Origin of the sequence: Leucobacter sp. 7(1), assembly GCF_900163635.1 — a bacterium.
In the GTDB taxonomy this organism is placed as follows: Bacteria; Actinomycetota; Actinomycetes; order Actinomycetales; family Microbacteriaceae; genus Leucobacter.
In genome coordinates, this window is record NZ_FUID01000015.1 from 24,433 (window position 1) to 50,410 (window position 25,978).

The window sequence follows — 25,978 nt, forward strand, 5'->3', positions numbered from 1 at the left end:
TTGTACTGTGGCGGCACAGAGAGTGTGTTCGGCGATCCTGAGCCCGGACACGAACGAGAGGTGCAGCGATGAGCGAAGAGCGCGAAACGCCCCCGGCACGGGCTGCCGAGACGCCAGAACCGGCCGGCGTTCCCGGCGCGCCCGTCGAGGAAACCCTGGCCAGCGAGACTGAGGTGCTGCGCGCGGTAGAACGCGCCCGTGAGCAGGACTCAAGCATTGCGGAACCCGAGCCGGGCCCCGCAGCAGATGCGGTGAGCCCTTCGGAGCGCGCAGACACGGATACCGACGACGCGGAGCGGGCTGAGCGGGAGCGGCGTGAGGCAATTTCCGCCGTCGACACACAGCTCGACATGGTGCCCGCAACGACAGCGCTGCCCGGTGAGTCAGCCCCGAGCTACGACGACCTCCCGAGCGCTGCGAGCCCCGCAGGCGCAGCGGCGGCACCGACCGCGGCGCTGGGCGCCGCGACGCTCCCGCCAGTTCGGGACGGTGAGATTCGCATCAGCGCCGATCACCCCATGGCGGCGCTCTACATGCAAACGCCCATGCCTCCCGAGATCCGCGGCAACCGCGGCGCAGGGATTCTGATCTCGCTGCTCGCAACTGTGGTGTTTGCGGCGCTCTACCTGGGCGCGATCGCGCTCTGGATCGCCCCCGACTTCCCGCCCTCTCAGTTCATCGACTCCGGCCTCATGCCCTGGCTCACCTCCTGGCTGTTCATCGTTCCGACGGTGGCCTTCTTCGTGGCGCTTTCCCTTCTCGTGCTGATCGTAGGCCGCGCAGGCTGGTGGGCGTATGTGCTGGGTGGGTTCTTTGTTGCCCTCCTCGTCGCGGTCGCAGCCACAATAACGCTCAGCCTGTCCGGGACTCCCTACGCTTCCCCCCAGGAGATGCTGCAGGGCTTCCGCTTCGGATTCGATGCGCTGCCGGAGATTCTCAACCGCTTCGCGATGACCACGCCGGTTATCGCGGCCGCGCTGATCGCGCGTGAGGTGTCGATCTGGTTTGGTGCGTGGATCGGGGCGCGTGGCCGGCGCATGAAGCTCCGCAATGCCGAGGCCCTCGCCGAATACGAAACTGCGCTCGCCGAGGCACAGGTCACGCAGCCATGAGTGGGGGCCCCCGCCGCGGGGTCACCCGCGGGTACGTGGGGGCCCTGATCCTGGCCGCGACGATCGTTGCGGCTGCTCTGCTCATCGCGGCCTGGGGGATGCTGACGCTCGCGCTGAATCGGGACCCGGTGATGAGCCCGGGTGTTTCGCGCCTCGTGGGGCCTGCGCTTGTGTTCCTTGCGCTAGCGCTTTTCGCTGGGTCGCTGTGGCTGCAAAGTTTGGTCTTGCTCCGCGGGCAGCGAGCGCCCGCCTGGGGGCATCTGATCGGCCTCGCGGGGGCCTCGTTCTTGCTCTGGTGCGGCGGCGGTTTTCTCGCGGGGATGCGCGTAGAAGAGACCGTGCTGAGCCCCTTTGGTGCGGCCATTCCCGCGATCTGGCTGCTTGTGGGGCTGCTGTACTGGGCCGTGCTGATGCGCCGGGTCTACACCGACCGGCCGCCGCCGCGGTGGCCCTGGGAACGCGACGAGGACGCCGCATAGTGGCGGCCGGTGCGATCGAGGACCGGGTGAGCGTCGCCGTGGACGCCTGGCTCCGGTGGGTGCCGAGTTGGCGTCCCGGGAGTCACCGCGGCCGCGCTCGGTTGTGCCGCAGATGTACAGGTTCACCACTTATTGTCGCCGCGGGATTGCCGGGCGGGGTGCCGCATCAGGTTGTGCACGCGCTGCTGTCGCGTATGCACCGCATCATCGATCGACGGGTGGACGAGTTCACCGAGGCAGAGCTGCCGGCTCTCCACGCAGAACTTGCGAGTGAGGAAGTCTGGCGGGCCGGCGGCTATGACCCGGGCGCGAACCTTGCGCCCGAGTATGACGGCCTAGACCCTGATCCTGAGCCTGGCGACTCCTCGCAACCGTTCCTGTTCACGCTCAGCGGTCTCGCCGCCGAGACGCAGCCCGCGCCGCCGCTCCCGCGCCCCCCGCTCAGTGCCGAGGAGAAACAACAATTGCGCGCCGACGTGGCGCGCGCCGGCGACTTCGCCGAATCCTGCGGGCGCGAGGTGTGCTTCGCGCTTGTGGGGCACCGAGACCGCATCGCCTCCGCGCTCGACCGCTTTATTGAGCCGCAGATCGAGGCACTGCTCAGCGAACTCTGCGAGGGTCTTGAACCGCCAAGCTGAGCACCCAGCCAGTCCAGGCCGAGCAACGCCTGAGAGCTCATTCTTGCGCCGGCAGGACAGAGGGCGTAAAGTTGGTCCCTGGTGTGCTCCATCGCCTTGAGTCGTGCCCGCACGGCGACGGACGGGGGAGCCCGCCAAGGGAACATCGCCCCACGGGCGACACCCCCACGGCATAGCTGCACTCGGGATCCGGCACCACGCTCGCGTGGCATCGGGGCCAGCAGCTCCGCGGCAGCGCAAGCAGCCGCACATGCTCAACCATTTGAAGCATTCCTGTCACCGTGCAGGAGTACATAGGAGAACTAGTGCCAACTATTCAGCAGTTGGTTCGTAAGGGCCGCTCGCCGAAGGTCTCAAAGACCAAGGCGCCCGCCCTGAAGGCGAACCCGCAGCAGGCAGGGGTCTGCACCCGTGTCTACACCACCACCCCGAAGAAGCCGAACTCGGCGATGCGTAAGGTCGCTCGTGTGAAGCTTCGCAACGGGACCGAGGTCACCGCCTACATTCCGGGTGAGGGCCACAACCTGCAGGAGCACTCGCTTGTGCTCGTGCGCGGTGGTCGTGTGAAGGACCTTCCCGGTGTTCGTTACAAGATCGTGCGCGGCGCGCTTGACACGCAGGCGGTCAAGGACCGTCAGCAGGCCCGCAGCCGCTACGGTGCAAAGAAGGTGAAGTAATGCCCCGTAAAGGTCCTGCTCCGAAGCGCCCCGTTGTTGCCGATCCGGTATACGGCGCCCCCATTGTGAGCCAGCTCGTCAACAAGATTCTTCTTGATGGCAAGAAGGGTCTCGCCGAGCGCATTGTTTACAATGCACTCGAAGTTGTTGCTGAGAAGTCCGGCCAGGACGCAGTGACGGTTCTCAAGAAGGCGCTCGATAACGTGCGTCCCACCCTTGAGGTTCGTTCGCGTCGTGTCGGTGGCAGCACCTACCAGGTGCCCGTTGAGGTCAAGCCTCACCGTGCAAACACGCTCGCCCTGCGTTGGCTCACCAGCTACGCAAAGGCACGTCGCGAGAACTCGATGACGGAGCGTCTCACCAACGAGATCCTCGACGCATCCAACGGCCTCGGTGCCGCTGTGAAGCGCCGTGAGGACACTCACAAGATGGCCGAGTCGAACCGCGCGTTCGCTCACTACCGCTGGTAGTCACTACCCGGTAGTACTGCACTGGCGAGTCGGATCGCCCTGGGTGATCCGACTCGCTGTGTGCGGGGCCATGCCCCGCGTTCCGAAACTTTCACCCCCCACCCGGAGGAGACCCCGTGGCACAAGACGTGCTCACTGACCTGAGTAAGGTCCGCAACATCGGCATCATGGCTCACATCGATGCTGGCAAGACCACCACGACCGAGCGCATCCTGTTCTACACGGGTGTCAACCACAAGCTGGGCGAGACGCACGATGGCGCGTCGACCACTGACTGGATGGAGCAGGAGAAGGAGCGCGGCATCACGATCACCAGTGCCGCGGTGACCTGCTACTGGAACAAAAACCAGATCAACATCATCGACACCCCCGGGCACGTCGACTTCACCGTCGAGGTGGAGCGTTCGCTCCGCGTCCTCGACGGCGCTGTTGCGGTGTTCGACGGCAAGGAGGGCGTTGAGCCCCAGTCGGAGACAGTCTGGCGTCAGGCAGACAAGTACGAAGTTCCGCGTATCTGCTTCGTCAACAAGATGGACAAGATGGGCGCTGACTTCTACTTCACCGTAGACACAATCGTCAACCGCCTGGGTGCCAAGCCGCTCGTCATGCAGCTCCCGATCGGCGCTGAGTCTGACTTCATCGGCGTCGTCGACCTGCTGTCGATGAAGGCATTCGTCTGGGAGGGCGACTCCAAGGGTGACGTCACCCTGGGCGCCAACTACGAGACGCAGGAGATCCCCGCGGATCTCCAGGCCAAGGCCGAAGAGTACCGCGCAAAGCTCGTCGAGACTGTCGCTGAGACCGACGACGCTCTGCTCGAGAAGTTCTTTGCTGGTGAAGAGCTCACGATCGACGAGATCAAGGGCGGCATCCGCAAGCTCGTCGTCAACAACGAGATCTACCCCGTGTACTGCGGCTCGGCCTTCAAGAACCGTGGCATCCAGCCGATGCTTGACGCGGTTGTTGACTTCCTGCCGAACCCGCTCGATGTGGGCGCTATCGAGGCACACGATCCCCGCAACGAAGAGATCGTCATCGAGCGCAAGCCCGCTGCTGACGAGCCGTTCTCGGCACTCGCGTTCAAGATCGCCGTGCACCCGTTCTTCGGTCGTCTCACCTACGTTCGCGTGTACTCCGGTCACGCACCGTCGGGCACCCAGGTCGTCAACACGACCAAGGGCAAGAAGGAGCGCATCGGCAAGATCTTCCAGATGCACGCCAACAAGGAAATCCCCGTTGAGCAGCTCACTGCGGGCAACATCTACGCAGTGATCGGTCTGAAGGACACGACCACGGGTGACACGCTGTCCGATCCGGACAAGCAGGTTGTACTCGAGTCGATGACCTTCCCGGAGCCCGTCATCGAGGTCGCGATTGAGCCCAAGACCAAGAGTGACCAGGAGAAGCTGGGTGTTGCCATCCAGAAGCTCGCTGAAGAGGACCCCACGTTCCGCGTGAGCCAGAACGAGGAGACCGGTCAGACGGTTATCGCCGGCATGGGCGAGCTGCACCTCGACATCCTTGTCGACCGCATGAAGCGCGAGTTCAACGTCGAGGCAAACGTGGGCAAGCCCCAGGTTGCCTACCGTGAGACCATCCGCCGCGAGGTCCCCAAGTACGACTACACCCACAAGAAGCAGACCGGTGGATCCGGTCAGTTCGCTAAGGTGCAGATCTCGCTTGCTCCGCTCGAGGTTGAGGGCGACAAGATTTACGAGTTCCAGGACAAGGTCACCGGTGGCCGCGTCCCGCGCGAGTACATCCCCTCGGTCAACGCTGGTATCCAGGACGCCATGCAGTACGGCATCCTCGCTGGCTTCCCCGTCGTGGGTGTCCGTGCACAGCTGCTTGATGGCCAGTACCACGACGTTGACTCGTCGGAAATGGCCTTCAAGATCGCTGGCTCCATCGCGTTCAAGGAAGCCGCTCGCCTCGCGCAGCCGGTCATCCTTGAGCCGCTGATGGCTGTTGAGGTTCGTACGCCCGAGGAGTACATGGGCGACGTTATCGGCGACCTCAACTCGCGTCGTGGACAGATTCAGTCCATGGAAGACGCATCGGGCGTCAAGGTCGTTCGCGCTCTTGTCCCGCTCTCCGAGATGTTCGGGTACATTGGCGATCTGCGGTCGAAGACCAGCGGTCGTGCAGTGTTCTCGATGACCTTCGATTCCTATGCTGAGGTTCCGAAGGCCGTGGCCGATGAGATCGTTCAGAAGGCTAAGGGCGAGTAACACTGCCCGCCGGTCGGCAGCGACACCCCGTGTTGCTGCCGACCGACCGGCTCAGGTCGCGATCACCGTCCTGAGCTTGTAACATAAGTACACACCCCGTACTCGTGCCCACCGAATTCCTCGGCGGGAAGCGGTACTCGAAGTCCTGAGGAGGACCATAGTGGCGAAGGCCAAGTTCGAGCGGACCAAGCCGCACGTAAACATCGGAACGATCGGTCACGTCGACCACGGTAAGACGACTCTTACCGCGGCGATCTCGAAGACTCTCGCGGACAAGTTCCCGTCTGAGGTCAACGTGCAGCGTGATTTCGCAACGATCGATTCGGCTCCTGAGGAGCGCCAGCGCGGTATCACCATCAACATCTCGCACGTTGAGTACGAGACCGACAAGCGCCACTACGCTCACGTTGATGCACCCGGCCACGCCGACTACATCAAGAACATGATCACCGGTGCTGCTCAGATGGACGGCGCAATCCTCGTGGTTGCGGCGACCGACGGCATGATGGCTCAGACCAAGGAGCACATCCTGCTCGCAAAGCAGGTCGGCGTGCCGTACCTGCTCGTTGCGCTGAACAAGTGCGACCAGGTCGACGACGAGGAAATCCTCGAGCTCGTCGAGATGGAGGTCCGCGAGGAGCTCTCCAAGCAGGGTTACCCGGGAGACGACGTCCCCGTCGTCCGCGTTTCCGGCTACCAGGCACTCCAGGGCGAAGAGAAGTGGGTCAACTCCATTCTCGAGCTCATGGAAGCAGTGGACTCCAGCGTTCCGGACCCCGTCCGCGACAAGGACAAGCCCTTCCTGATGCCCGTTGAGGACGTCTTCACGATCACCGGTCGTGGAACCGTCGTCACCGGCCGCGCCGAGCGTGGCACGCTGAAGATCAACTCGGAAATCGAGATCGTGGGCCTGCGTCCGACGCAGAAGACCACCGTCACCGGTATCGAGATGTTCCACAAGCAGCTCGACGAGGCTTGGGCTGGCGAGAACTGTGGCCTCCTCCTCCGCGGCACCAAGCGCGAGGACGTTGAGCGCGGCCAGGTTATCGTTGCTCCGGGCTCGATCACCCCGCACACCAACTTCGAGGGGACCGCTTACATCCTCAAGAAGGAAGAGGGCGGCCGTCACAACCCGTTCGAGACGAACTACCGTCCGCAGTTCTACTTCCGTACGACTGACGTGACCGGTGTCATCACCCTGCCCGAGGACAAGCCGATGGTTATGCCCGGCGACACCACCGACATGACGGTCGAGCTGATCCAGCCGATCGCTATGGAGGATGGCCTCGGCTTCGCAATCCGTGAGGGTGGCCGCACCGTCGGCGCCGGCACGGTGACGAAGGTTCTCTCCTAAGTCATCTGACGACGGAGACGGCCTCGGCCGAAAGCCCCCGGGAGAAATCCCGGGGGCTTTTCCCGTTTCTCAGTGCCGCGGTGCGCCCGGGAGAAACGGGAGCGGTATCCTCGAATGATGGACACCGCGTACCGGGTGCCCGCATCACCAACGAAATGGAGCACGAGTGCCGCAGACGGTAGGCGAGCGAATCGCGCACTTTGCACGGCAGTACGGCCTCCTCTTTGCGCTTGACGCGCTGGCCTGGGCTGTCGCAATCCTGGCGGCACTGGTGCTGCGGTTCGATTTCAACCTGCTCCGGATCCACTGGGGCTGGACCCTGGTGGTGATCGGTGCCACTGCCCTGCTGCAGCTGATCGGCGGTTGGCTGTCCTGGCTCTACCGGAACCGCTATGCGGTGGGCAGCTTTGACGAGGTCCGTGCACTTGTTGTGTGCGTCGCCGGCGTGATGGTGCTTGCGTGGGTGGTCGCGTACCTTGTCGGTTACGGGAACGGGGTGCCTCGAAGCACAATGGTTATCGCCGCCCCGATCGCGTTCAGCCTGATGGGTGTGGCGCGATACATCTGTCGTCTCTCGAACGAGCGCAGTTTGATGCCTGGCGCAGAGGCTGAGCGGACGCTGCTGTACGGTGCCGGTTACCTGGGCGTTCAGACCGCGAAGCGGCTGCTGACCGACGCCGCCGGATCGGCCCTTCCGGTCGGCTTTATCGATGACGATCCGACGAAACGCAACCAGGAGGTGCGCGGCGTGCGCGTGCTCGGCGGGTTCGACGATCTCGCCGAGGTGGCGCGCGACACGCGTGCGACCCGATTGATTGTGTGCATCGGCGATGCGGATGCCGCGATGATGCGTCGTGTCGACGAGGCCGCGGATCGCGCCGGAATGTCAGCGATGGTGCTGCCGCCGCTTGAGCAGATCCTGCGCAACTCCTCGGCAATTTCCGATGTTCGTGCCCTTTCCATCGAGGATCTCATCGGCCGCCATCCCGTGCGTCTCGAGACCGAGTCCATCGCGGAATATCTCCAGGACAAGCGAGTGCTCGTTACGGGTGCGGGCGGTTCCATAGGATCGGAGCTGTGCCGTCAGCTTGCCCGCTTCGCCCCGCGCGAGCTGATCATGCTCGACCGGGATGAGACCGCGCTCCAGGAGAGTCAGCTCGCGATCAGCGGGCACGGGCTCCTCGACACAAACGACGTCGTGCTCGCGGACATCCGAGACGCCGAAACGATCCGCCAGCTCTTCGTCGAACGCCAGCCCGAGGTTGTATTCCACGCCGCAGCGCTGAAGCACCTGCCGATGCTCGAACAGTACCCGGACGAGGCGTGGAAAACCAATGTGCTGGGCACGCTCAACGTGTTGCAGGCCGCCCGGGAAGCGGGCGTGGGCACCTTCGTGAACATCTCCACGGACAAAGCGGCAAACCCGACAAGCGTGCTCGGCCACTCGAAGCGTGTGGCCGAGAAACTGACAGCCTGGATGGCGGAGCAGACCGGCCAGCGCTACCTCTCGGTGCGCTTTGGCAACGTGATCGGCAGCCGCGGGTCGATGCTGCCCACGTTCCGTGCGCTGATCGAAGCGGGGGGTCCGATCACCGTGACTCACCCGGACGTGACTCGGTTCTTCATGACAATCCCCGAGGCATGTCAGCTCGTGGTCCAGGCCGGCGGTATCGGGCGTCCCGGAGAAGTCTTGATCCTCGATATGGGGGAGCCTGTCAAGATTCTTGACGTCGCACAGCGCATGGTCGCGCAGTCGGGCAAGGACATCGACATTGTCTTTACCGGGCTTCGGCACGGCGAGAAACTGCACGAGGAACTTGTGGGTCGAGGCGAGGGCAATAAACGCCCCTTCCACCCCAAGATCACGCACGCGCACGTGGACACGATCTCCCCGGAGGTGCTGAACCACGAGGGGTGGGTTGCACGAATGAACCTGACGGAAGCTGCCGAGGAGCGAGTCCAGTGAGCCCGCTTATCGTTGCCCTGATTGCCGGGGGAGTGACGCTCGCGCTCAGCCTCACACTCCCGCTCGCGGTGAAGCCGCTGCTCGTCCGGCTGGGCATCATGGATGTTCCGAACGCCCGGTCTTCCCACGAACGTCCCGTGTTGCGCGGACTTGGGCTCGCGGTGCTCCTTGCGATGGCGCTCGGCACCGGAATCGCGCTCATCCTGTTCGCGCGCCCCGGTTGGGGTGGGCACGCGGTCTGGGACGCGCTGCTTGTCATCGGTGTTGGATCCCTGCTTGCTGGCCTTCTCGGGTTGACCGAGGACCTGCGGGGGCTGAGCGTCCCCGTGCGCAGCGCAGCTCTGCTCCTGATTGCCGCGGGCTCAGCGATTGGCGTACTCGTGGCCGCCGATGGTGAGACCGGGCTCGGTCACGGGCCGGGGCTGAGCGGCCTCGCCGGAACCGGGCTGGAGGGGCTCTCGCTCCCGCTCTGGGGGAGTGCCCTGCTTGTGGCGTATGCGGTGCTGTTCATTTCGAGCTACATCAACGTCGCAAACTTCATGGATGGCCTGAACGGTATTAGCGGGTTCCACGGCGTGATCGCCGGGCTCACGTTCGCGGCCTGCGGGGCATTTGTCGACATGCCCTGGCTCCTTGCAGCCGGTCTCATTCTCGCTGCGGGCTTCGCCGGGTTCCTCCCGTGGAACCTCACCAAACCAGGCGCGTTCCTCGGCGACGTGGGGAGCTACCTCCTTGGCGGGGCAACCGCCCTCACCAGCTTTGCCGCGCTCGTTGCGGGGGCACCGCTTCTCGCCACGATCGGGCCGATGGTGATCTACTTTGGCGACGTCGGGGTGACGCTTGCGAAGCGCGTTCGCGCGGGCAAGCGTTGGGACGAGCCGCACAAGGAGCACACGTACCAGCGGATCCAGCAACTCGGCTACTCCCACGTGCAGGCCTCCGGGATCACCGCTGCCTGCACACTTGCCGCGTCGCTACTCGGACTCGCCTCGTTCTTCACCGGCCTCTGGGGCACGCTGTTCCTGCTCGCGGGCGGGCTCGCGGTCCTCGTGGTGTATCTCGCGCTCCCCAAGCTCCTCCCTCACCGCGCCTAATCGCCCCGCGCCTACATACACCGCGCCTACACACACCTCGCCTGCATACACCGAAGGGTGAGTTGTGGCTGCTTCACGGTCGGGAAGCAGCCACAACTCACCCTTCGATGTGGCCTGTGGCCTGAGGCCTGAGGCGTTAGCGGCCGTCGGCGCGGAACAGGAACGCGGCCATTGCCTCGCGTGTCACGTTACTCTTCGGTGCGTAGATCGGCTTCCCGCTGGGCTGCATGATCCCCGTGGAGAGGCCGCTCGTGGACATCCACGCGATCTCCTTGTAGAACTTCTGGCCCACGGTGATGTCCTGGAAGGGGGATGCGCTTGGAGCCGAGGGCTTCGATCCCGTGTCCAGCCTGTACATGAACGCGGCCATTGCTTCGCGGGTGACCCCGTCCTTAGGCTGATACGTTCGCGTGCCGTTTGGCTGCTTCACGCCTGTGGAGATGCCCTGGTCGTACATCCAGGAGATCTCCTTGTAGAACTTGTCCCCGGGCTTCACGTCGGTGAACTGTGACTTCGCGGGGGCCCGGTAGTCAGCTTCCGCGTGGATGCGGAACAAGAACGCGGCCATCGCCTCACGTGTGACGTTGACCTTCGGTTGGTACGCGCGGGTACCATCGGGCTGGCTCACTCCCGTCGAGACACCCGTATCGAACATCCAAGCGATTTCCTTGAAGAACTTGTCATTCGGTTTCATGTCACTGAACGGCGAGGTCTTCGGCGGCACATAGTCGGCCTTCGCGACTGCGGCGGTGGCGGCGGAGGTCTTCGATGCGGTTGTGTACCCGGTTTTGGTGCCGGTGACCTTTACGGAGAGCTTCTTGCCGGTGTCGGCTGTGGTGGCCTGGTAGGTGGTGCCGGTGGCACCGGTGATAGCGCTGCCGTCGCGGAGCCATTGGGTGGCGAGCTTGTCCGGTGCGGGTGTCCAGGTGCCGGGCTTCACGGTGAGGGTCTCGCCGACCTTTGCCGTGCCGGTGATGGTGGGCGTAGGCGTTGCCGTGAAGTTCAGCGGGTCGGCTTCGGCGACCGCGGCGGTGGCGGCGGAGGTCTGCGATGCGGTCGTGTACCCGGTTTTGGTGCCGGTGACCTTTACGGAGAGCTTCTTGCCGGTGTCGGCTGTGGTGGCCTGGTAGGTGGTGCCGGTGGCACCGGTGATAGCGCTGCCGTCGCGGAGCCATTGGGTGGCGAGCTTGTCCGGTGCGGGTGTCCAGGTGCCGGGCTTCACGGTGAGGGTCTCGCCGACCTTTGCCGTGCCGGTGATGGTGGGCGTAGGCGTTGCCGTGAAGTTCAGCGGGTCGGCTTCGGCGACCGCGGCGGTGGCGGCGGAGGTCTTCGATGCGGTCGTGTACCCGGTTTTGGTGCCGGTGACCTTCACGGAGAGCTTCTTGCCGGTGTCGGCGGTCGTGGACTGGTAGGTGGTGCCGGTGGCACCGGTGATGGCGGTGCCGTCGCGGAGCCACTGGGTGGCGAGGGTGACCGGAGCGGGCCCCCAGGCTCCGGGGACCGCAGTCAGCGTCTGCCCGACCTTTGCCGTGCCGGTGATGGTCGGCGTGGGCGCGGTGAGCGCACCTGCCGTCACAGCCGCGGAGGGTGTGCTGTAGCGGTATGCCTTGCGGTAGTCGGTTTTTGATCCGGACACTATGAGCTGCAGCTGCTTTCCGACGTCCGCGCTCGTCGGAACGTAGCTCGGGCCCGTGGCACCCGGAACAGGCTCACCCATCTCGCCCTCCATGCGGTACCACTCGTAGCTCAGCGTGTCCGCAGCAGGCTGCCAGGTCCCGATATTTGCGGTGAACGCGGTGCCGACCCGGGGAGTGCCGGAGAACGTCGGGTTCGGGGCGGTGAAGGAGCGTTTGATGAGATAGTTGATCCCCGTGAGATCGCTCGCGCCCACGGAGATCGGGGCGGGATCACCCCAGGGCTCTTCGCTCCCGTAGTTGTACACCTCATCGGGGAGCACATCGTCTTCAACGTAAATGTTGAGCGAGTACGTGCCCGGCGTGTACTTCGGCGTCGTGTAACTGACGGGGGCCTCGCCGGACCCGTCGTAGATCTGAGAGTTCTTGTGCCGCCACTCGCCCTCGAGGAGTTCGTACACGGTGATGACCAGGCGATCGTAGCCCTGAACGTCGATCGTTCCGCTGATGCGCGACGTGGGCGGTGCGTAGGCGAAGGTGACGTTCGTCGTCTGCCCCGCGGCGACCGCGAACGTCGTGGGGCCCGCGGTGGGGCGCAGCGTCTGCACGCTCACGTCGGTGTTCCCGTTGCGTTCCTTCATGGTCACCCGGTAGTTTCCCGGCGGGACGTCATCGCGGGAAAAATCGCCGTTCGCGGTGATCGGGCTCGAGCTGAGCCCCAGCTTCTCGTCTTGTGAATCGATCTGTAGCTGGTACCGCGTGGGATCGACGCCCGCAGGGAAATTGATGTGCCCCGCGATGGTCCCCGGTGCCGCGGCCTCGGTCGTCACGGCCGAGGCCGCGGTGGGTGAACTGAGCGCTCCGAAAGCTGCGGTGGCAACAACTGCTGCTGCCGCCAAGACCCCGACGATGCGGTGTCGGATCCCCTTCGCTCGTCTCAATGATCGTGTATTTCCTTGCATGGGATCCCCTCCCGGTTATGTGCCCTGGGCAGGAAAAGAATAGTCGGATGAAGTGTTCGGCACACTACCCAGGCGTAAGAATCCGGCAACTCGGATTTGCGACACGCCCGGGTTGCACGGTCTTGGGTCCGTGTGTCAGAATAGACAGGTTCAGTACTCCACGCTTCGGTGTGGATCACTGCCAGGCAGTGCATAAGACCCGGTTCGCCGGGATTAGGCCGCGGGTAGCGAACGCAACCTGCACGGCAATGGATGGTCAGACGTGAGTCCGGCCATTTTTGTACGTGTGGGGCCACTCTCGGGTGGTTTTGACAGGTGAACAGAGACCCAGCACAGTGCGCTTCCTTGGAAGCGTGGCGCCAGGGCGCTGGTACGTAAGACGTCCAATGCCGCGATCCCGTTTTGGGGGAGTGGTACGACGCAAGTAGAAAGTAGAGATGTCATGGCGGGACAGAAGATCCGCATTCGACTGAAGTCGTATGACCACGAGGTCATCGACAACTCCGCACGGAAGATTGTTGACACGGTGACCCGCGCGGGTGCAACCGTGATCGGCCCCGTGCCGCTCCCCACGGAGAAGAACGTGATCGCAGTGATCCGTTCGCCCCACAAGTACAAGGACAGCCGCGAGCACTTTGAAAAGCGCACGCACAAGCGTCTGATCGACATCGTCGATCCCACGCCCAAGGCCGTCGATTCGCTCATGCGTCTCGATCTCCCGGCTGATGTCAACATCGAGATCAAGCTCTAGGGGGGATCGAATCATGGCTGTAGAGCACAATGTGAAGGGTCTTCTGGGCACCAAGCTCGGTATGACGCAGGTCTGGGACGCGGATGGCAAGGTTATCCCTGTCACCGTGATCGAGGTCGCACCGAACGTGATCACGCAGATCCGTACCCCCGAGGTCGACGGCTACAACGCCGTGCAGATCGCCGCGGGCGCGATTGATCCGCGCAAGGTCAACAAGCCGGCTGCAGGTCACTTCGAGAAGGCCGGCGTTACGCCGCGCCGTCACGTGACCGAGATTCGGACCGCTGACGCGGCCGAGTACGCGCTGGGTCAGGAGCTCACCGTAGAGGGCACCTTCGAAGCCGGTCAGCAGATCGATGTCGTGGGCACCTCGAAGGGCAAGGGCTTCGCGGGCACGATGAAGCGTCACAACTTCAAGGGTGTGTCGGCATCGCACGGCGCACACCGCAACCACCGTAAGCCCGGTTCCATCGGCGGCGCTGCGACCCCCGGTCGCGTGTTCCGTGGTCAGAAGATGGCCGGACGCATGGGTGGCGAGCGCGTCACCGTGCAGAACCTGACCGTGCAGGCGATTGACGCCGACAAGGGTCTCATCCTCGTTAAGGGTGCGGTTCCCGGTGCGCGCGGTCGTCTCGTATTCGTTCGCAACGCAGTGAAGGGGGCGTAGTTCATGACTACCGCTACCAAGCTCGAGGTGCTCGACGCGAAGGGCAAGAAGGCTGGGTCGGTTGACCTGCCCGAGGCGATCTTCGGTGCCGAGACCAACGTCCCGCTGATCCACCAGGTGGTCACCGCTCAGCTCGCTGCTGCGCGTCAGGGCACGCACAAGGTCAAGAACCGTGGCGAGGTGTCCGGTTCGGGTGCCAAGCCGCACAAGCAGAAGGGCACCGGCCGCGCTCGTCAGGGTTCGGTCCGTATGCCTCAGCACCGCGGCGGCGGCGTCGTTCATGGGCCCGTGCCCCGCGATTACTCGCAGCGCACCCCCAAGAAGATGATCGCAGCAGCTCTCCGCGGCCTGCTCTCGGATCGCGCTCGCGCGAACCGTCTGCACGTCGTTGATGGCTTCGGCATCGGTGAGAAGCCCAGCACGAAGACGGCACGCGAGTTCCTCGCTCAGGTCGCTCCGGGCAAGCGCGTACTCGTGGTCGTTGACCGCGCGGACGAGCTCACCCCCCTCAGCGTGCGCAACCTGCCGTTCGTGCACGTGCTGTTCCAGGATCAGCTCAACGCTTACGACGTAGTCGTCAGCGACGATCTCGTCTTCACCAAGGCTGCCTTCGACCAGTTCGTTGCCGGCCGTGCCGCTCAGGAGGACTCGAAGTGAGCCTGAACAAGTCTGCACACGACGTCATCATTCGCCCCATCGTGTCCGAGAAGAGCTACGGCCTCATCGACGCGAACGGTCAGTACACCTTTGAGGTTGCTCCGACGGCGAACAAGTCCGAGATCAAGCTCGCCATCGAGCAGGTCTTCAGTGTCAAGGTCCAGAAGGTTCGTACGCTGAACCGCAAGGGCAAGACCCGCCGCACCAAGTTCGGTGCGGGCAAGCGCAAGGACACGAAGCGTGCCATCGTCACGCTGAAGTCCGGCTCCATCGACATCTTCACGGCTGCGCTGTAGAAGGGGCGAAAAGGAACATTATGGCTATTCGCAAGTACAAGCCGACGACCCCGGGTCGTCGCGGTTCGAGCGTTGCTGATTTCGCTGAGATCACGCGCTCCACGCCCGAGAAGTCGCTGCTTCGCCCGCTCCCCAAGACGGGTGGCCGCAACAACCAGGGCCGCATCACCACGCGTCACATCGGTGGTGGCCACAAGCGTCAGTACCGCGTCATCGACTTCCGTCGCAATGACAAGGACGGCGTCAACGCCAAGGTTGCGCACATCGAGTACGATCCCAACCGCACGGCGCGCATTGCGCTGCTGCACTTTGAGGACGGCACGAAGCGCTACATCGTTGCGCCGAACAAGCTGAAGCAGGGCGACATTGTCGAGTCGGGTCCCGGCGCTGACATCAAGCCCGGCAACAACCTGCCGCTGAAGAACATCCCGACCGGTACGGTGATCCACGCGATCGAGCTGAAGCCCGGTGGGGGTGCCAAGATGGCGCGCTCGGCTGGTGCCTCGGTTCGCCTCGTGGCGAAGGACGGCCCCTACGCTCAGCTGCGTCTGCCCTCGGGCGAGATCCGCAACGTCGACGTGCGCTGCCGCGCAACCGTCGGCGAGGTGGGTAACGCCGAGCAGTCCAACATCAACTGGGGTAAGGCCGGCCGTATGCGGTGGAAGGGCGTTCGCCCGACTGTCCGCGGTGTCGTCATGAACCCGGTCGATCACCCGCACGGTGGTGGCGAAGGCCGCACCTCGGGTGGCCGTCACCCGGTCAGCCCCTGGGGCCAGAAGGAAGGCCGCACGCGCCGTCCGAACAAGGCCAGCGACAAGCTCATCGTACGTCGCCGCAATGCTGGTAAAAAGCGTTAGTCGGCAGGTAGGAGAATAGAAGATGCCTCGTAGTCTCAAGAAGGGCCCCTTCGTCGATAACCACCTGCTGAACAAGGTGGTTGTCCAGAACGAAGCTGGCACCAAGAACGTGATCAAGACCTGGTCGCGCCGCTCGATGATCATCCCCGCAATGCTGGGTCACACCATCGCGGTGCACGACGGTCGGAAGCACATCCCCGTGTTTGTCACGGAAACCATGGTCGGTCACAAGCTGGGCGAGTTTGCGCCCACTCGCACCTTCCGCGGTCACGTGAAGGACGACAAGAAGGGCCGTCGCCGCTAAGCGGTGACGTGAAGGAGGAGAGAGAAATGGTGGAATCGACCGCACGCGTGCGTCAGATCCGCATCACCCCCCAGAAGGCCCGTCGCGTTGTTGACCTGGTTCGTGGGAAGAACGCTCAGGAGGCACTCGCCATCCTGAAGTTCGCCCCCCAGGCTGCAGCCGAGCCCGTGTTCAAGCTGGTTGCCTCGGCAATCGCGAACGCTCGGGTCAAGGCCGACGCGGAGAACCTGCGTCTCAACGAGGACGAGCTGGTCATTGCTCGCGCCTTCGTCGACGAGGGCACAACGCTCAAGCGTTTCCGCCCCCGCGCGCAGGGCCGTGCATTCCGTATCAACAAGCGGACCAGCCACATCACCGTCGTTCTGCAGACGGCTGATGAGCTCCAGGTCGCGAAGAAGGGAGCCAAGTAAATGGGCCAGAAGATTCATCCCTATGGCTTCCGCCTCGGGATCACCACTGACCACGTCTCGCGCTGGTTCTCGGACTCGACCAAGAAGGGTCAGCGCTACGCTGACTACCTTGCCGAGGACATCAAGATCCGTCAGCACCTGACCAAGCAGCTTGACCGTGCGGGTGTGTCCCGCGTGGAGATCGAGCGTACCCGTGACCGTGTCCGCGTGGATATCCACTCGGCACGTCCCGGCATCGTCATCGGTCGCCGTGGCGCCGAGGCTGAGCGCATCCGCGCTGACCTCGAGAAGCTCACGGGCAAGCAGATCCAGCTGAACATCCTCGAGGTGAAGAACCCCGAGGCTGACGCTCAGCTCGTCGCTCAGGGCATCGCCGAGCAGCTCGCCGCACGTGTGGCGTTCCGCCGCGCAATGCGTAAGGGTCTGCAGGGCGCTCAGCGCGCAGGCGCTAAGGGCATCCGTATCCAGGTCTCCGGCCGTCTTGGCGGCGCCGAGATGAGCCGTTCGGAGTTCTACCGTGAGGGTCGCGTGCCGCTGCACACGCTCCGCGCGAACATCGACTACGGCTTCTACGAGGCAAAGACCACCTTCGGCCGCATCGGCGTGAAGGTCTGGATCTACAAGGGTGACCTCACCAACAAGGAACTCGCTCGCGAGCAGGCGGCCCAGAAGCCGTCGCGCGACCGTGGCGACCGCCGCCGCGCGCCCCGTGGCGCACAGGCCGAGGCTGCACCCGCTGCAGCAGGAGCGGAGAAGTAAGCATGCTGATTCCTCGTCGAGTCAAGTACCGCAAGCAGCACCACCCCAGCCGCAGCGGCCAGTCCAAGGGCGGCAACACCGTCGCCTTCGGTGAGTTCGGTATCCAGGCACTCAGCCCCGCCTACGTGACCAACCGTCAGATCGAGTCCGCTCGTATCGCGATGACCCGTCACATCAAGCGCGGTGGCAAGGTGTGGATCAACATCTACCCCGATCGTCCCCTCACCAAGAAGCCTGCGGAAACCCGCATGGGTTCCGGTAAGGGCTCGCCCGAGTGGTGGGTGGCCAACGTCAAGCCGGGCCGCGTCCTCTTTGAGGTCGCCGGCGTCGATGAGCAGCTCGCACGTGAGGCGCTGACCCGCGCCATCCACAAGCTGCCGCTCAAGGCCCGTATTATCAAGCGCGAGGAGGGCGACGCGTAATGGCGATCGGTACCAAAGAACTGGCCATCACGGAGCTCGATTCCTTCGAGAACGAGCGTCTGGCCGAAGAGCTCAAGAAGGCGAAGGCTGAGCTCTTCAACCTGCGTTTCCAGTCGGCCACCGGCCAGCTGGAAAGCCACGGTCGTGTGCGCCAGGTGAAGCGCGACATCGCGCGCATCTACACGGTGCTGCGCGAGCGCGAGCTCGGTATTCGGTTGACCCCGGCTGCCGCCCCTGCTCCCGCTAAGGCGAAGAAGAGCACCAAGAAGACCGAGCAGGCGGACGCCGCCGCTGAGACGAAGGAGGCCTAAACATGGCTGAGGTCGAGAAGGAACAGCGCGGCTACCGTAAGGCTCGCCGTGGCTATGTCGTCAGCGACAAGATGGACAAGACCATCGTTGTCGAGGTCGAGGATCGCGTGAAGCACCCGCTGTACGGCAAGGTCCTGCGCCGCTCCTCGAAGGTGAAGGCACATGACGAGCAGAACACCGCCGGCATCGGCGATCTCGTGCTCATCCACGAGACCCGTCCGCTGAGCGCTTCCAAGCGCTGGCGTCTGGTCGAGATCCTCGAGAAGGCGAAGTAAGCCTCGGCTTACTGAGAAGGAGTAGCAAGTGATTCAGCAGGAATCCCGACTCAAGGTTGCCGACAACAGCGGCGCCAAGGAGTTGCTCACCATCCGTGTCCTCGGTGGATCGAAGCGTCGTTACGCCGGCATCGGCGACACGATCGTTGCGACCGTCAAGGACGCAATCCCCGGCGGCAACGTGAAGAAGGGTGAGGTCATCAAGGCCGTCATCGTTCGTACGCGTAAGTCGACCCGTCGTCCTGATGGCTCGTACATCAGCTTCGACGAGAACGCTGCCGTTATTCTGAAGGCCGACGGGGAGCCCCGCGGCACCCGTATCTTCGGGCCGGTCGGTCGTGAACTTCGCGATAAGAAGTTCATGAAGATCGTCTCGCTCGCACCGGAGGTGATCTAGTCCTATGGGCATGAAGATCAAGAAGGGTGACCTCGTTGAGGTCATCTCGGGCCCGTCGCAGGAACGCGGCGGCTACAAGGGCAAGCAGGGCAAGGTCATCGAGGTCATCACCGAGACCGACCGTGTCATTGTTGAGGGCGTGAACTTCGTTACGAAGCACGTCCGCGTCGGCCAGTCGGACCGTGGCACGCGTGAGGGTGGGATCGAGACCGTTGAGGCCCCGATCCACATCTCGAACGTAGCCATCGTCGACCCGGAGACGAAGAAGCCGACTCGCGTGGGCTTCCGCGTCGAAGAGGTCGAGAAGGACGGCAAGAAGAAGACCGTCCGCGTCCGCTACGCAAAGACGTCTGGGAAGGACCTTTAATGTCTGAGACTGCCGCAGCGACTGGCAAAATCCAGCCGCGTCTGAAGCAGAAGTACCGGGGCGAGATCGTCCCCCAGCTTCGCGAAGAGTTCAGCTACGCCAACATCATGGAAGTTCCGGGAATCGTCAAGGTTGTCGTGAACACCGGTGTCGGCGAGGCAGCTCGTGACAGCAAGGTGATCGAGGGCGCAATTGCCGACCTCGTCAAGATCACCGGTCAGAAGCCCATGGTCACCAAGGCTCGCAAGTCCATCGCGCAGTTCAAGCTGCGTGAGGGCCAGGCCATTGGTGCGCACGTCACCCTGCGTGGCGATCGTTCCTGGGAATTCCTCGACCGTCTCATCAACCTCGCACTGCCGCGTATCCGCGATTTCCGCGGCCTGTCGCCCAAGCAGTTCGATGGAAACGGCAACTACACGTTCGGTCTGACCGAGCAGAGTGTGTTCCACGAGATCGATCAGGATAAGATTGACCGCGTGCGTGGGTTCGATATCACTATCGTGACCACCGCAAAGTCTGACGACGAGGGCCGTGCGCTGCTTCGCGCACTCGGCTTCCCGTTCAAGACTGACAACTAAATAGTCCAAGCGGCGCGGGTGCCCGGGGGATTTCCCCCGGGCACCCACACCGCGTATCACCCAGGTCGCGCTCCGTGTAACGGTGCGTGATACCAGGCGAGAAAGAAGAGTCACTCATGACGATGACTGATCCGGTCGCAGATATGCTGACCCGGCTGCGCAATGCAAACTCTGCGCATCATGACGACGTTTCGCTCCCCGGCTCGAAGCTGAAGGAGCGGATCGCTGAGATCCTCAAGCGCGAAGGCTACATCAAGGACTGGAAGGTTGAGCCCGCTCGCGTCGGCACGACCATCACCATGGATCTGAAGTACGGCCCCAACCGCGAGCGCTCCATCGAGGGCATCAAGCGCGTGTCCAAGCCCGGTCTCCGGGTGTACTCGGGCTCGACCGAGATCCCGAGCGTGCTCGGCGGTCTTGGCATCGCGATCCTGTCCACCTCTTCGGGGCTCCTCACGGACCGCGAGGCCGAGCAGAAGGGCGTCGGCGGGGAAGTCCTCGCTTACGTGTGGTAAGCCGTCATGTCACGTATTGGTAAGCTTCCCATCACCGTTCCCGGTGGTGTAGACATCAAGATCGATGGCCAGAAGGTCACGGTCAAGGGTTCCAAGGGTGAGCTTGAGCTCATCGTTGCTGAGCCGATCCGCGTTGCTCTCGAAGACGGACAGGTGCTCGTCACTCGTCCGGACGACGAGCGCGCATCCCGAGCGCTGCACGGCCTGACCCGCACGCTCATCAACAACAACATCATCGGTGTGACCGAGGGCTACTCCAAGCAGCTCGAGGTTGTTGGCACGGGTTACCGCGTACAGCAGAAGGGCACGGGCCTGGAGCTCGCACTCGGCTTCTCGCACCCCGTGAACATCGACGCCCCCGAGGGCATTTCGCTCGCGGTTGAGGGCAACACGAAGATCACGGTGACCGGGATCTCGAAGCAGGCGGTCGGCGAGGCCGCTGCGAACATCCGCAAGCTGAAGAAGCCGGAACCCTACAAGGGCAAGGGCATTCGCTACGCGGGCGAGGTTGTGCGCCGCAAGGCTGGAAAGGCTGGTAAGTAACCGATGGCTGCATCAGTATCTCGGGGTAAGGGCCGTTCGGCTGCGCGCGTGCGCCGCCACACCCGCCTCCGGAAGAAGATCGTCGGCACGGAGCAGCGTCCCCGTCTCGTGGTCAACCGTTCCTCGCGTCACGTGTTCGTCCAGGTTGTCGACGATTCGAAGGGCATCACCCTCGCTTCGGCCTCGACCATGGAAGCCGACCTGCGCGCTTTCGAGGGCGACAAGACGGCCAAGGCACGCAAGGTTGGCGAGATTGTCGCTGACCGTGCGAAGGCTGCTGGTATCGACGCGGTCGTCTTCGACCGTGGTGGTAGCAAGTACGCCGGCCGCGTCGCAGCGATCGCCGATGGCGCTCGCGAAGGGGGGCTGACCCTGTGAGCAAGGAAACGAAGGAGCAGGAAGTGACCGTAGAGACCCAGGCCGCTGAGTCCACGGCTGCTGCCGAGGCACCGGCTCAGGATCACCGCAACGAGCCCCGCGAACAGCGTCGTGGCAGCCGTGACCGTGGCACCCGCAACGAGCGTGGTGGCCGTGACCGCAACGAGAGCCAGTTCCTCGAGCGCGTTGTCACGATCAACCGTGTTTCCAAGGTCGTCAAGGGCGGCCGTCGCTTCAGCTTCACCGCGCTTGTCGTGGTGGGCGATGGCAACGGCACCGTTGGCGTAGGCTACGGCAAGGCGAAGGAAGTTCCCCTCGCAATTGCCAAGGGCGTTGAGGAAGCGAAGAAGAACTTCTTCCGCGTTCCCCGCGTGGGCAGCACCATCCCGCACCCCGTGCAGGGTGAGGCAGCAGCCGGCGTGGTGCTCCTGCGCCCCGCAGCGGCAGGTACCGGTGTTATCGCCGGTGGCCCCGTCCGCGCCGTGCTTGAGTGCGCTGGCATCCACGACGTCCTGAGCAAGTCGCTCGGTTCGTCGAACACCCTGAACATCGTGCATGCGACCGTTGAGGCACTGCAGCTGCTCGAGGAGCCCCGCTCCGTTGCAGCTCGCCGTGGTCTTGACTTCGACCGCGTCGCCCCGGCCCGCATTGTGCGCGCTGAGGCGAAGGCCGCGGCCGACGCTGCCGCGAAGGCAAAGGCAGGTGCGTAATGGCGAAGAGCCTGAAGATTACGCAGAAGAAGTCCGTTATCAGTGAGAAGCAGAACCAGCGCGACACGCTGCGCAGCCTGGGTCTCCGCCGGATCGGCCAGACGGTCGTCCGCGAGGATTCCAAGATCAACCGCGGCTACGTGCGTGCTGTTGCTCACCTGGTAGAGGTTGAGGAGGTCGACGCATGAGCGACAAGAACGAGGAGCGCGAGTCCGTGCTGAAGGCGCACCACCTGCGTCCCGCACCGGGTTCGAAGAAGGCCAAGACCCGCGTGGGTCGCGGTGAAGGCTCCAAGGGTAAGACCGCTGGTCGCGGCACCAAGGGCACCAAGGCTCGGTACCAGGTTCGGGCCGGCTTCGAGGGTGGGCAGATGCCGCTGCACATGCGCACCCCGAAGCTGCGTGGGTTCAAGAACCCGTTCCGTACCGAGTACCAGGTCGTGAACGTTGCGAAGCTGGCCGAGCTCTACCCGCAGGGTGGGGACGTAACCGTTGACGACCTCGTCGCCAAGGGTGCAGTGCGCAAGAACCAGCCCGTCAAGGTGCTTGGTGACGGCGACCTGCAGGTCAAGCTCAGCGTTTCCGTTGACAAGGTCTCCAGCTCTGCTGAGCAGAAGATCGTCGCGGCAGGCGGAGAGGTGAAGTAAGGAACCCTCGGGTTCTCTACTCACTCGAGCTCGTCTCGATCAGCGGGGGTGGGGTGCAGCGTCAGAAATGTCGCTCATCCCGCTCCCGCTGTTTCTGTTTTTGCGTCGCATATCATGCGAGTGTTGGAAACAGAGCCCACCCGCCGTGTAGGCTGGTGCAATTGGTTCTCGTCGTCAGGCGACGGCCCCGTACGACGCCCCCAGGAGGCAGATTTTGTTCAGCGCTATCGGACGGATCTTTCGAACTCCCGACCTGAGACGCAAGATCGTGTTTACGCTCGCGATTGTGTCGCTGTTCCGGCTCGGATCATTCATTCCCGCACCGTTCGTTGATTTCAACAACGTCCAGGCCTGTCTCGTGGCGAATCAAGCCCAGGGCACGTCCGGTCTGTACGACATGATCAACCTGTTTAGCGGTGGAGCGCTTCTGCAGCTCTCGATCTTCGCGCTCGGCATCATGCCGTACATCACCGCGTCGATCATCACGCAGCTGCTGCGCGTGGTCATCCCGCACTTCGAGTCGCTCCACAAGGAGGGCCAGGCGGGCCAGGCGAAGCTCACGCAGTACACCCGTTACCTGACGATTGCGCTGGCTGTGCTGCAGTCCACGACCCTCATTACGGTTGCTCGTTCGGGCCAGCTGTTCGGTGCCTCCGCAAACCAGGCCTGCCAGAACCTTGTGTCGCAGGAGTGGTGGGCAATCCTCATCATGATTCTCACGATGACAGCCGGCACCGGTCTCATTATGTGGTTCGGTGAGCTCATCACCGAGCGTGGCATCGGCAACGGCATGTCCCTGCTGATCTTCACCTCGATCTCCGCCACCTTCCCCGGTGCGATGTGGATGATCAAGGAGTCCAAGGGCTGGGAGGTCTTCTTCCTGGTGCTTGGTGTCGGATTGATCGTGATTGCGGCCGTAGTCTTCGTTGAGCAGTCGCAGCGCCGAATCCCGGTCCAGTACGCGAAGCGCGTTGTTGGGCGCCGGACGTACGGTGGCAGCAGCACCTACATCCCGATCAAGGTCAACATGGCCGGCGTGATCCCGGTGATCTTCGCCTCCGCAATCCTGTACCTGCCGATGCTGCTGACCCAGTTCAACCAGCCGAAGATCGGCGAGGATCCGCAGCCGTGGGTTGTCTGGGTGCAGAACAACCTCGTGACGGGTGACCAGCCGCTGTACATGCTTGTCTTCTTCCTCCTCACAATTGGCTTCACCTTCTTCTACGTGCAGATCACCTTCAACCCGGAGGAGGTCTCGGACAACATGAAGCAGTACGGCGGCTTCGTACCGGGGATCCGCGCGGGCCGCCCGACGGCCGAGTACCTGAACTACGTGCTGACCCGCATCACGAGCGCCGGCTCGTTGTACCTGGGCCTCATCGCACTCATCCCGCTGATCGCGCTGGCCTTCTTCGGGGCCAACCAGAACTTCCCGTTCGGCGGCGCATCGATCCTGATTATCGTGGGCGTGGGCCTCGAGACCGTCAAGCAGATCGACGCACAGCTGCAGCAGCGCCACTACGAAGGGCTTCTCAAGTGACCGAAACCACAACTCGACTGCTGATCATCGGCCCGCCCGGAGCCGGTAAGGGTACGCAGGCCGCTCAGATCGCCGCTCGTTTCGATATCCCCGCGATCTCGACGGGTGATATCTTCCGCGCCAACATTAAGGGCGGTACGCCGCTCGGCCAGCAGGTGCAGGCAATCATCGAGCGGGGCGAGCTTGTCCCGGACTCCCTCACGAACGAGATCGTGGCGGATCGCCTCGCGCAGGCTGATGCGGCTCGCGGGTTCCTGCTCGATGGGTACCCGCGCAACGTCGAGCAGGTGCACGCTCTCGACGGCATGATCGAGGGCGACGCTCTCGATGCTGTGGTCCTGCTTGAGGTCGATACGGACGCTGTCGTGTCCCGTCTGCTGAAGCGCGCTGAGCTTGAGGGTCGCGCGGACGACACCGAAGAGGTCATCCGCCACCGTCAGAATGTCTACGCGGAGCAGACCGCGCCGCTTGTTGAGCTCTTCGCCGAGCGCGGCATCCTGGTGTCTGTCGATGGTCTCGGCACTGTCGAAGAGGTTGCAGAGCGGATCGCCGCTGGCCTGACCGCGCAGCTGTCCGCGAAGGCGAGTCGCTGAGTCGTGTCACGGCGCGGTATTTTTCGACGTTCGATCTATAAGTCCCCGGCCCAGCTGCGGCTGATGGTCGAACCTGGACTCGCTGGTGCGGCGGCGATCGCGGCAATGCGCGAGGCCGTGCGACCGGGTATCACGACCCTTGAGCTTGATGCGATCGCAGAAGAGGCAATCAGGTCTCGGGGCGGCGCACCGAACTTTATGCTCGAGCCCGGCTACACGCACACGATCTGCGCGAACGTGAATGAGCAGGTTGTGCACGCGATCCCCACCGATCGTCCGTTGGCGCCCGGCGACATCGCCTCGCTTGACGTGGGCGCGGTCATCGACGGCTGGCACAGCGATACGGCATTCACTACAGTGTTGCCGGATCCGTCACGCCCTGATCTGAGTGCGGCCAACCAGAAGCTGAGTGACGTCACCGAGCAAGCAATGTGGCGGGGGATCGCCCGTCTCGCTCAGGCCTCACACCTGAACGAGGTCGGCGAGGCCGTGTCTGCGTACGTTCGCGCCAACAGCGACTTCAATGTTCTCGAGGACTACATCGGTCACGGTATCGGTCGGAGCATGCACGAGGATCCGCCGGTGTTCAATGTCCCCGTGCGGGGTCGCAGCCCCGAGGTGAAGCCCGGGCTTGTTGTGGCGATCGAACCGATCATCTCGGCAGGCACGATCGACACGAACATCGAGGACGACGACTGGACCGTGACCATCGCGGACGGCTCCATGAGCGCGCAGTGGGAACACAGCGTCGCAGTCCACGCAGACGGAATCTGGGTGCTGACTGCGGAAGACGGCGGCGCGAGTGGGTTGGCCCCGCTCGGGGTTACGCCGGTCCCGATTCGATAGCAGCTTTACAAACCGGAGTTCTCGGACTATCCTTGATCTTTGGTGCTTTGCGCCTGTTTTCGCGTTCGCGAAAGCGGGCGTTTCGCATTCGCAAGACCAGTAGAACCTACGCGAGCGATAGTGAGGCTATGGCGAAAAAAGACGGCGTCATCGAGATCGAGGGACAGGTTGTCGAGGCATTGCCCAACGCAATGTTCCGAGTTGAACTGACCAACGGACACAAAGTGCTCGCCCACATCTCGGGCAAAATGCGACAGCACTACATTCGCATTCTGCCCGGCGACCGTGTGATTGTGGAGCTCACGCCCTACGATCTGACCCGCGGCCGGATCGTCTACCGCTACAAGTAGGTCGCTGGAAAGTAACGGCGCCCGGCATCCCGGTCGTACGATGACAGCGAAATCCTAAAGGAAACATCATGAAGGTAAATCCCAGCGTTAAGCCGATCTGCGATCACTGCAAGGTGATCCGCCGCCACGGCCGCGTCATGGTGATCTGCAAGAGCAACCCGCGTCACAAGCAGCGCCAGGGCTAACACC

General features: G+C 63.5%; 35 protein-coding genes. 34 read left to right on the plus strand and 1 reads right to left on the minus strand.

Features of this window, described 5'->3' with window-relative positions:
• Positions 1 to 68: 68 nt before the first annotated feature.
• From FM113_RS03710 to FM113_RS03750, 9 genes are all read left to right on the plus strand, one after another.
• Positions 69 to 1,112, plus strand: coding sequence for a hypothetical protein (locus FM113_RS03710; protein ID WP_087011653.1), 1,044 nt, complete (start codon positions 69 to 71; stop codon positions 1,110 to 1,112).
• On the plus strand, positions 1,109 to 1,591 hold the full coding sequence (locus FM113_RS03715; protein WP_087011654.1) for a hypothetical protein: 483 nt from the start codon (positions 1,109 to 1,111) through the stop codon (positions 1,589 to 1,591). The genes FM113_RS03710 and FM113_RS03715 overlap by 4 nt, the downstream gene beginning before the upstream one ends.
• The gene (locus tag FM113_RS03720) at positions 1,591 to 2,229 is read left to right on the plus strand and encodes a spermidine/putrescine ABC transporter substrate-binding protein (protein WP_369676682.1); all 639 of its coding nucleotides are present in this window, start codon (positions 1,591 to 1,593) and stop codon (positions 2,227 to 2,229) included. The genes FM113_RS03715 and FM113_RS03720 overlap by 1 nt, the downstream gene beginning before the upstream one ends.
• Before the next feature lie 305 nt (positions 2,230 to 2,534).
• The gene (gene rpsL, locus FM113_RS03725) at positions 2,535 to 2,906 is read left to right on the plus strand and encodes a 30S ribosomal protein S12 (RefSeq protein WP_025134286.1); all 372 of its coding nucleotides are present in this window, start codon (positions 2,535 to 2,537) and stop codon (positions 2,904 to 2,906) included.
• Complete coding sequence (rpsG, locus tag FM113_RS03730; RefSeq protein ID WP_087011656.1) at positions 2,906 to 3,376, plus strand: 30S ribosomal protein S7; 471 nt, start codon at positions 2,906 to 2,908, stop codon at positions 3,374 to 3,376. The genes rpsL and rpsG overlap by 1 nt, the downstream gene beginning before the upstream one ends.
• A 116-nt stretch (positions 3,377 to 3,492) precedes the next feature.
• On the plus strand, positions 3,493 to 5,607 hold the full coding sequence (gene fusA / locus FM113_RS03735; RefSeq protein ID WP_087011658.1) for an elongation factor G: 2,115 nt from the start codon (positions 3,493 to 3,495) through the stop codon (positions 5,605 to 5,607).
• Positions 5,608 to 5,767: 160 nt separating this feature from the next.
• Complete coding sequence (gene tuf / locus FM113_RS03740) at positions 5,768 to 6,961, plus strand: elongation factor Tu (RefSeq protein WP_087011660.1); 1,194 nt, start codon at positions 5,768 to 5,770, stop codon at positions 6,959 to 6,961.
• 166 nt (positions 6,962 to 7,127) lie between these two features.
• Positions 7,128 to 8,927 carry a nucleoside-diphosphate sugar epimerase/dehydratase gene (locus FM113_RS03745; protein ID WP_087011662.1) on the plus strand — a complete coding sequence of 600 codons (1,800 nt, stop codon included), beginning with the start codon at positions 7,128 to 7,130 and terminating at the stop codon, positions 8,925 to 8,927.
• Positions 8,924 to 10,021, plus strand: coding sequence for a UDP-phosphate alpha-N-acetyl-D-fucosaminephosphotransferase (locus tag FM113_RS03750; protein ID WP_087011664.1), 1,098 nt, complete (start codon positions 8,924 to 8,926; stop codon positions 10,019 to 10,021). Before FM113_RS03745 ends, FM113_RS03750 begins: the two co-directional genes overlap by 4 nt.
• A gap of 136 nt (positions 10,022 to 10,157) precedes the next feature.
• Here FM113_RS03750 and FM113_RS03755 read toward each other — a convergent pair whose 3' ends face one another.
• Positions 10,158 to 12,596, minus strand: a complete 2,439-nt coding sequence (locus FM113_RS03755) for an S-layer homology domain-containing protein (RefSeq protein WP_087011666.1) — start codon at positions 12,594 to 12,596, stop codon at positions 10,158 to 10,160.
• A 463-nt stretch (positions 12,597 to 13,059) separates the two neighbouring features.
• Here FM113_RS03755 and rpsJ point away from each other — a divergent pair, with 463 nt between their 5' ends.
• The 25 genes from rpsJ to rpmJ all read left to right on the plus strand — a co-directional run bounded on the left by rpsJ (position 13,060) and on the right by rpmJ (position 25,974).
• Positions 13,060 to 13,368, plus strand: coding sequence for a 30S ribosomal protein S10 (rpsJ, locus tag FM113_RS03760; protein WP_025133701.1), 309 nt, complete (start codon positions 13,060 to 13,062; stop codon positions 13,366 to 13,368).
• Between the two features lie 13 nt (positions 13,369 to 13,381).
• Entirely contained in the window at positions 13,382 to 14,035 is a 654-nt protein-coding gene (gene rplC / locus FM113_RS03765) for a 50S ribosomal protein L3 (RefSeq protein ID WP_087011668.1), read from the plus strand.
• Positions 14,036 to 14,038: 3 nt separating this feature from the next.
• Positions 14,039 to 14,692 (plus strand): 50S ribosomal protein L4, encoded by a 654-nt coding sequence (gene rplD / locus FM113_RS03770; protein WP_087011671.1) that lies wholly within the window; start codon positions 14,039 to 14,041, stop codon positions 14,690 to 14,692.
• Positions 14,689 to 14,988 carry a 50S ribosomal protein L23 gene (gene rplW / locus FM113_RS03775; protein WP_087011672.1) on the plus strand — a complete coding sequence of 100 codons (300 nt, stop codon included), beginning with the start codon at positions 14,689 to 14,691 and terminating at the stop codon, positions 14,986 to 14,988. The genes rplD and rplW overlap by 4 nt, the downstream gene beginning before the upstream one ends.
• Before the next feature lie 20 nt (positions 14,989 to 15,008).
• Complete coding sequence (gene rplB, locus FM113_RS03780; RefSeq protein WP_087011673.1) at positions 15,009 to 15,845, plus strand: 50S ribosomal protein L2; 837 nt, start codon at positions 15,009 to 15,011, stop codon at positions 15,843 to 15,845.
• A 22-nt stretch (positions 15,846 to 15,867) separates the two neighbouring features.
• Complete coding sequence (rpsS, locus tag FM113_RS03785) at positions 15,868 to 16,149, plus strand: 30S ribosomal protein S19 (RefSeq protein WP_025133706.1); 282 nt, start codon at positions 15,868 to 15,870, stop codon at positions 16,147 to 16,149.
• 26 nt (positions 16,150 to 16,175) lie between these two features.
• A complete protein-coding gene (gene rplV, locus FM113_RS03790) occupies positions 16,176 to 16,559 on the plus strand; it encodes a 50S ribosomal protein L22 (RefSeq protein ID WP_087011675.1) in 384 nt (127 codons plus the stop codon).
• Positions 16,560 to 17,318, plus strand: coding sequence for a 30S ribosomal protein S3 (rpsC, locus tag FM113_RS03795; RefSeq protein WP_024356779.1), 759 nt, complete (start codon positions 16,560 to 16,562; stop codon positions 17,316 to 17,318).
• A 2-nt stretch (positions 17,319 to 17,320) separates the two neighbouring features.
• Positions 17,321 to 17,740, plus strand: coding sequence for a 50S ribosomal protein L16 (rplP, locus tag FM113_RS03800; RefSeq protein WP_087011677.1), 420 nt, complete (start codon positions 17,321 to 17,323; stop codon positions 17,738 to 17,740).
• On the plus strand, positions 17,740 to 18,051 hold the full coding sequence (gene rpmC / locus FM113_RS03805; protein WP_087011679.1) for a 50S ribosomal protein L29: 312 nt from the start codon (positions 17,740 to 17,742) through the stop codon (positions 18,049 to 18,051). Before rplP ends, rpmC begins: the two co-directional genes overlap by 1 nt.
• Before the next feature lie 2 nt (positions 18,052 to 18,053).
• Complete coding sequence (rpsQ, locus tag FM113_RS03810) at positions 18,054 to 18,326, plus strand: 30S ribosomal protein S17 (protein WP_046456195.1); 273 nt, start codon at positions 18,054 to 18,056, stop codon at positions 18,324 to 18,326.
• A gap of 28 nt (positions 18,327 to 18,354) precedes the next feature.
• Positions 18,355 to 18,723 carry a 50S ribosomal protein L14 gene (gene rplN / locus FM113_RS03815; protein WP_087011681.1) on the plus strand — a complete coding sequence of 123 codons (369 nt, stop codon included), beginning with the start codon at positions 18,355 to 18,357 and terminating at the stop codon, positions 18,721 to 18,723.
• 4 nt (positions 18,724 to 18,727) lie between these two features.
• Positions 18,728 to 19,090, plus strand: coding sequence for a 50S ribosomal protein L24 (rplX, locus tag FM113_RS03820; protein WP_087011683.1), 363 nt, complete (start codon positions 18,728 to 18,730; stop codon positions 19,088 to 19,090).
• Complete coding sequence (gene rplE, locus FM113_RS03825; protein ID WP_087011686.1) at positions 19,090 to 19,668, plus strand: 50S ribosomal protein L5; 579 nt, start codon at positions 19,090 to 19,092, stop codon at positions 19,666 to 19,668. The genes rplX and rplE overlap by 1 nt, the downstream gene beginning before the upstream one ends.
• Positions 19,669 to 19,784: 116 nt before the next feature.
• Positions 19,785 to 20,183 (plus strand): 30S ribosomal protein S8, encoded by a 399-nt coding sequence (gene rpsH, locus FM113_RS03830; protein ID WP_087011688.1) that lies wholly within the window; start codon positions 19,785 to 19,787, stop codon positions 20,181 to 20,183.
• 6 nt (positions 20,184 to 20,189) lie between these two features.
• Positions 20,190 to 20,726 carry a 50S ribosomal protein L6 gene (gene rplF / locus FM113_RS03835; RefSeq protein ID WP_087011690.1) on the plus strand — a complete coding sequence of 179 codons (537 nt, stop codon included), beginning with the start codon at positions 20,190 to 20,192 and terminating at the stop codon, positions 20,724 to 20,726.
• A 3-nt stretch (positions 20,727 to 20,729) separates the two neighbouring features.
• Positions 20,730 to 21,104, plus strand: coding sequence for a 50S ribosomal protein L18 (rplR, locus tag FM113_RS03840; RefSeq protein ID WP_087011692.1), 375 nt, complete (start codon positions 20,730 to 20,732; stop codon positions 21,102 to 21,104).
• Complete coding sequence (gene rpsE, locus FM113_RS03845; protein ID WP_087011694.1) at positions 21,101 to 21,814, plus strand: 30S ribosomal protein S5; 714 nt, start codon at positions 21,101 to 21,103, stop codon at positions 21,812 to 21,814. The genes rplR and rpsE overlap by 4 nt, the downstream gene beginning before the upstream one ends.
• Positions 21,814 to 22,002, plus strand: coding sequence for a 50S ribosomal protein L30 (rpmD, locus tag FM113_RS03850; protein WP_087011696.1), 189 nt, complete (start codon positions 21,814 to 21,816; stop codon positions 22,000 to 22,002). The genes rpsE and rpmD overlap by 1 nt, the downstream gene beginning before the upstream one ends.
• The gene (rplO, locus tag FM113_RS03855; protein ID WP_087011698.1) at positions 21,999 to 22,460 is read left to right on the plus strand and encodes a 50S ribosomal protein L15; all 462 of its coding nucleotides are present in this window, start codon (positions 21,999 to 22,001) and stop codon (positions 22,458 to 22,460) included. The genes rpmD and rplO overlap by 4 nt, the downstream gene beginning before the upstream one ends.
• 214 nt (positions 22,461 to 22,674) lie before the next feature.
• Positions 22,675 to 24,000: a preprotein translocase subunit SecY gene (gene secY / locus FM113_RS03860; RefSeq protein WP_087011700.1), complete on the plus strand. Its 1,326-nt coding sequence runs from the start codon at positions 22,675 to 22,677 to the stop codon at positions 23,998 to 24,000.
• The gene (locus tag FM113_RS03865; RefSeq protein ID WP_087011703.1) at positions 23,997 to 24,593 is read left to right on the plus strand and encodes an adenylate kinase; all 597 of its coding nucleotides are present in this window, start codon (positions 23,997 to 23,999) and stop codon (positions 24,591 to 24,593) included. The genes secY and FM113_RS03865 overlap by 4 nt, the downstream gene beginning before the upstream one ends.
• Positions 24,594 to 24,596: 3 nt before the next feature.
• A complete protein-coding gene (gene map, locus FM113_RS03870; protein WP_087011705.1) occupies positions 24,597 to 25,439 on the plus strand; it encodes a type I methionyl aminopeptidase in 843 nt (280 codons plus the stop codon).
• Positions 25,440 to 25,567: 128 nt separating this feature from the next.
• Positions 25,568 to 25,789: a translation initiation factor IF-1 gene (infA, locus tag FM113_RS03875; protein WP_025133723.1), complete on the plus strand. Its 222-nt coding sequence runs from the start codon at positions 25,568 to 25,570 to the stop codon at positions 25,787 to 25,789.
• 68 nt (positions 25,790 to 25,857) lie between these two features.
• On the plus strand, positions 25,858 to 25,974 hold the full coding sequence (rpmJ, locus tag FM113_RS03880; RefSeq protein ID WP_005050492.1) for a 50S ribosomal protein L36: 117 nt from the start codon (positions 25,858 to 25,860) through the stop codon (positions 25,972 to 25,974).
• The last annotated feature ends 4 nt before the right edge of the window (positions 25,975 to 25,978 follow it).

Excerpts from the sequence above, each read along its gene's own strand:
- FM113_RS03710 (WP_087011653.1), top strand. The coding sequence starts at position 69 with ATGAGCGAAGAGCGCGAAACGCCCCCGGCACGGGCTGCCGAGACGCCA.
- FM113_RS03715 (WP_087011654.1), top strand. The coding sequence starts at position 1,109 with ATGAGTGGGGGCCCCCGCCGCGGGGTCACCCGCGGGTACGTGGGGGCC.
- rpsG (WP_087011656.1), top strand. The coding sequence starts at position 2,906 with ATGCCCCGTAAAGGTCCTGCTCCGAAGCGCCCCGTTGTTGCCGATCCG.
- rpsJ (WP_025133701.1), top strand. The coding sequence starts at position 13,060 with ATGGCGGGACAGAAGATCCGCATTCGACTGAAGTCGTATGACCACGAG.
- rplC (WP_087011668.1), top strand. The coding sequence starts at position 13,382 with ATGGCTGTAGAGCACAATGTGAAGGGTCTTCTGGGCACCAAGCTCGGT.
- rplD (WP_087011671.1), top strand. The coding sequence starts at position 14,039 with ATGACTACCGCTACCAAGCTCGAGGTGCTCGACGCGAAGGGCAAGAAG.
- rplB (WP_087011673.1), top strand. The coding sequence starts at position 15,009 with ATGGCTATTCGCAAGTACAAGCCGACGACCCCGGGTCGTCGCGGTTCG.
- rpsS (WP_025133706.1), top strand. The coding sequence starts at position 15,868 with ATGCCTCGTAGTCTCAAGAAGGGCCCCTTCGTCGATAACCACCTGCTG.
- rplV (WP_087011675.1), top strand. The coding sequence starts at position 16,176 with ATGGTGGAATCGACCGCACGCGTGCGTCAGATCCGCATCACCCCCCAG.
- rpsC (WP_024356779.1), top strand. The coding sequence starts at position 16,560 with ATGGGCCAGAAGATTCATCCCTATGGCTTCCGCCTCGGGATCACCACT.
- rplP (WP_087011677.1), top strand. The coding sequence starts at position 17,321 with ATGCTGATTCCTCGTCGAGTCAAGTACCGCAAGCAGCACCACCCCAGC.
- rpmC (WP_087011679.1), top strand. The coding sequence starts at position 17,740 with ATGGCGATCGGTACCAAAGAACTGGCCATCACGGAGCTCGATTCCTTC.
- rpsQ (WP_046456195.1), top strand. The coding sequence starts at position 18,054 with ATGGCTGAGGTCGAGAAGGAACAGCGCGGCTACCGTAAGGCTCGCCGT.
- rplX (WP_087011683.1), top strand. The coding sequence starts at position 18,728 with ATGGGCATGAAGATCAAGAAGGGTGACCTCGTTGAGGTCATCTCGGGC.
- rplE (WP_087011686.1), top strand. The coding sequence starts at position 19,090 with ATGTCTGAGACTGCCGCAGCGACTGGCAAAATCCAGCCGCGTCTGAAG.
- rpsH (WP_087011688.1), top strand. The coding sequence starts at position 19,785 with ATGACGATGACTGATCCGGTCGCAGATATGCTGACCCGGCTGCGCAAT.
- rplF (WP_087011690.1), top strand. The coding sequence starts at position 20,190 with ATGTCACGTATTGGTAAGCTTCCCATCACCGTTCCCGGTGGTGTAGAC.
- rplR (WP_087011692.1), top strand. The coding sequence starts at position 20,730 with ATGGCTGCATCAGTATCTCGGGGTAAGGGCCGTTCGGCTGCGCGCGTG.
- rpmD (WP_087011696.1), top strand. The coding sequence starts at position 21,814 with ATGGCGAAGAGCCTGAAGATTACGCAGAAGAAGTCCGTTATCAGTGAG.
- rplO (WP_087011698.1), top strand. The coding sequence starts at position 21,999 with ATGAGCGACAAGAACGAGGAGCGCGAGTCCGTGCTGAAGGCGCACCAC.
- infA (WP_025133723.1), top strand. The coding sequence starts at position 25,568 with ATGGCGAAAAAAGACGGCGTCATCGAGATCGAGGGACAGGTTGTCGAG.
- rpmJ (WP_005050492.1), top strand. The coding sequence starts at position 25,858 with ATGAAGGTAAATCCCAGCGTTAAGCCGATCTGCGATCACTGCAAGGTG.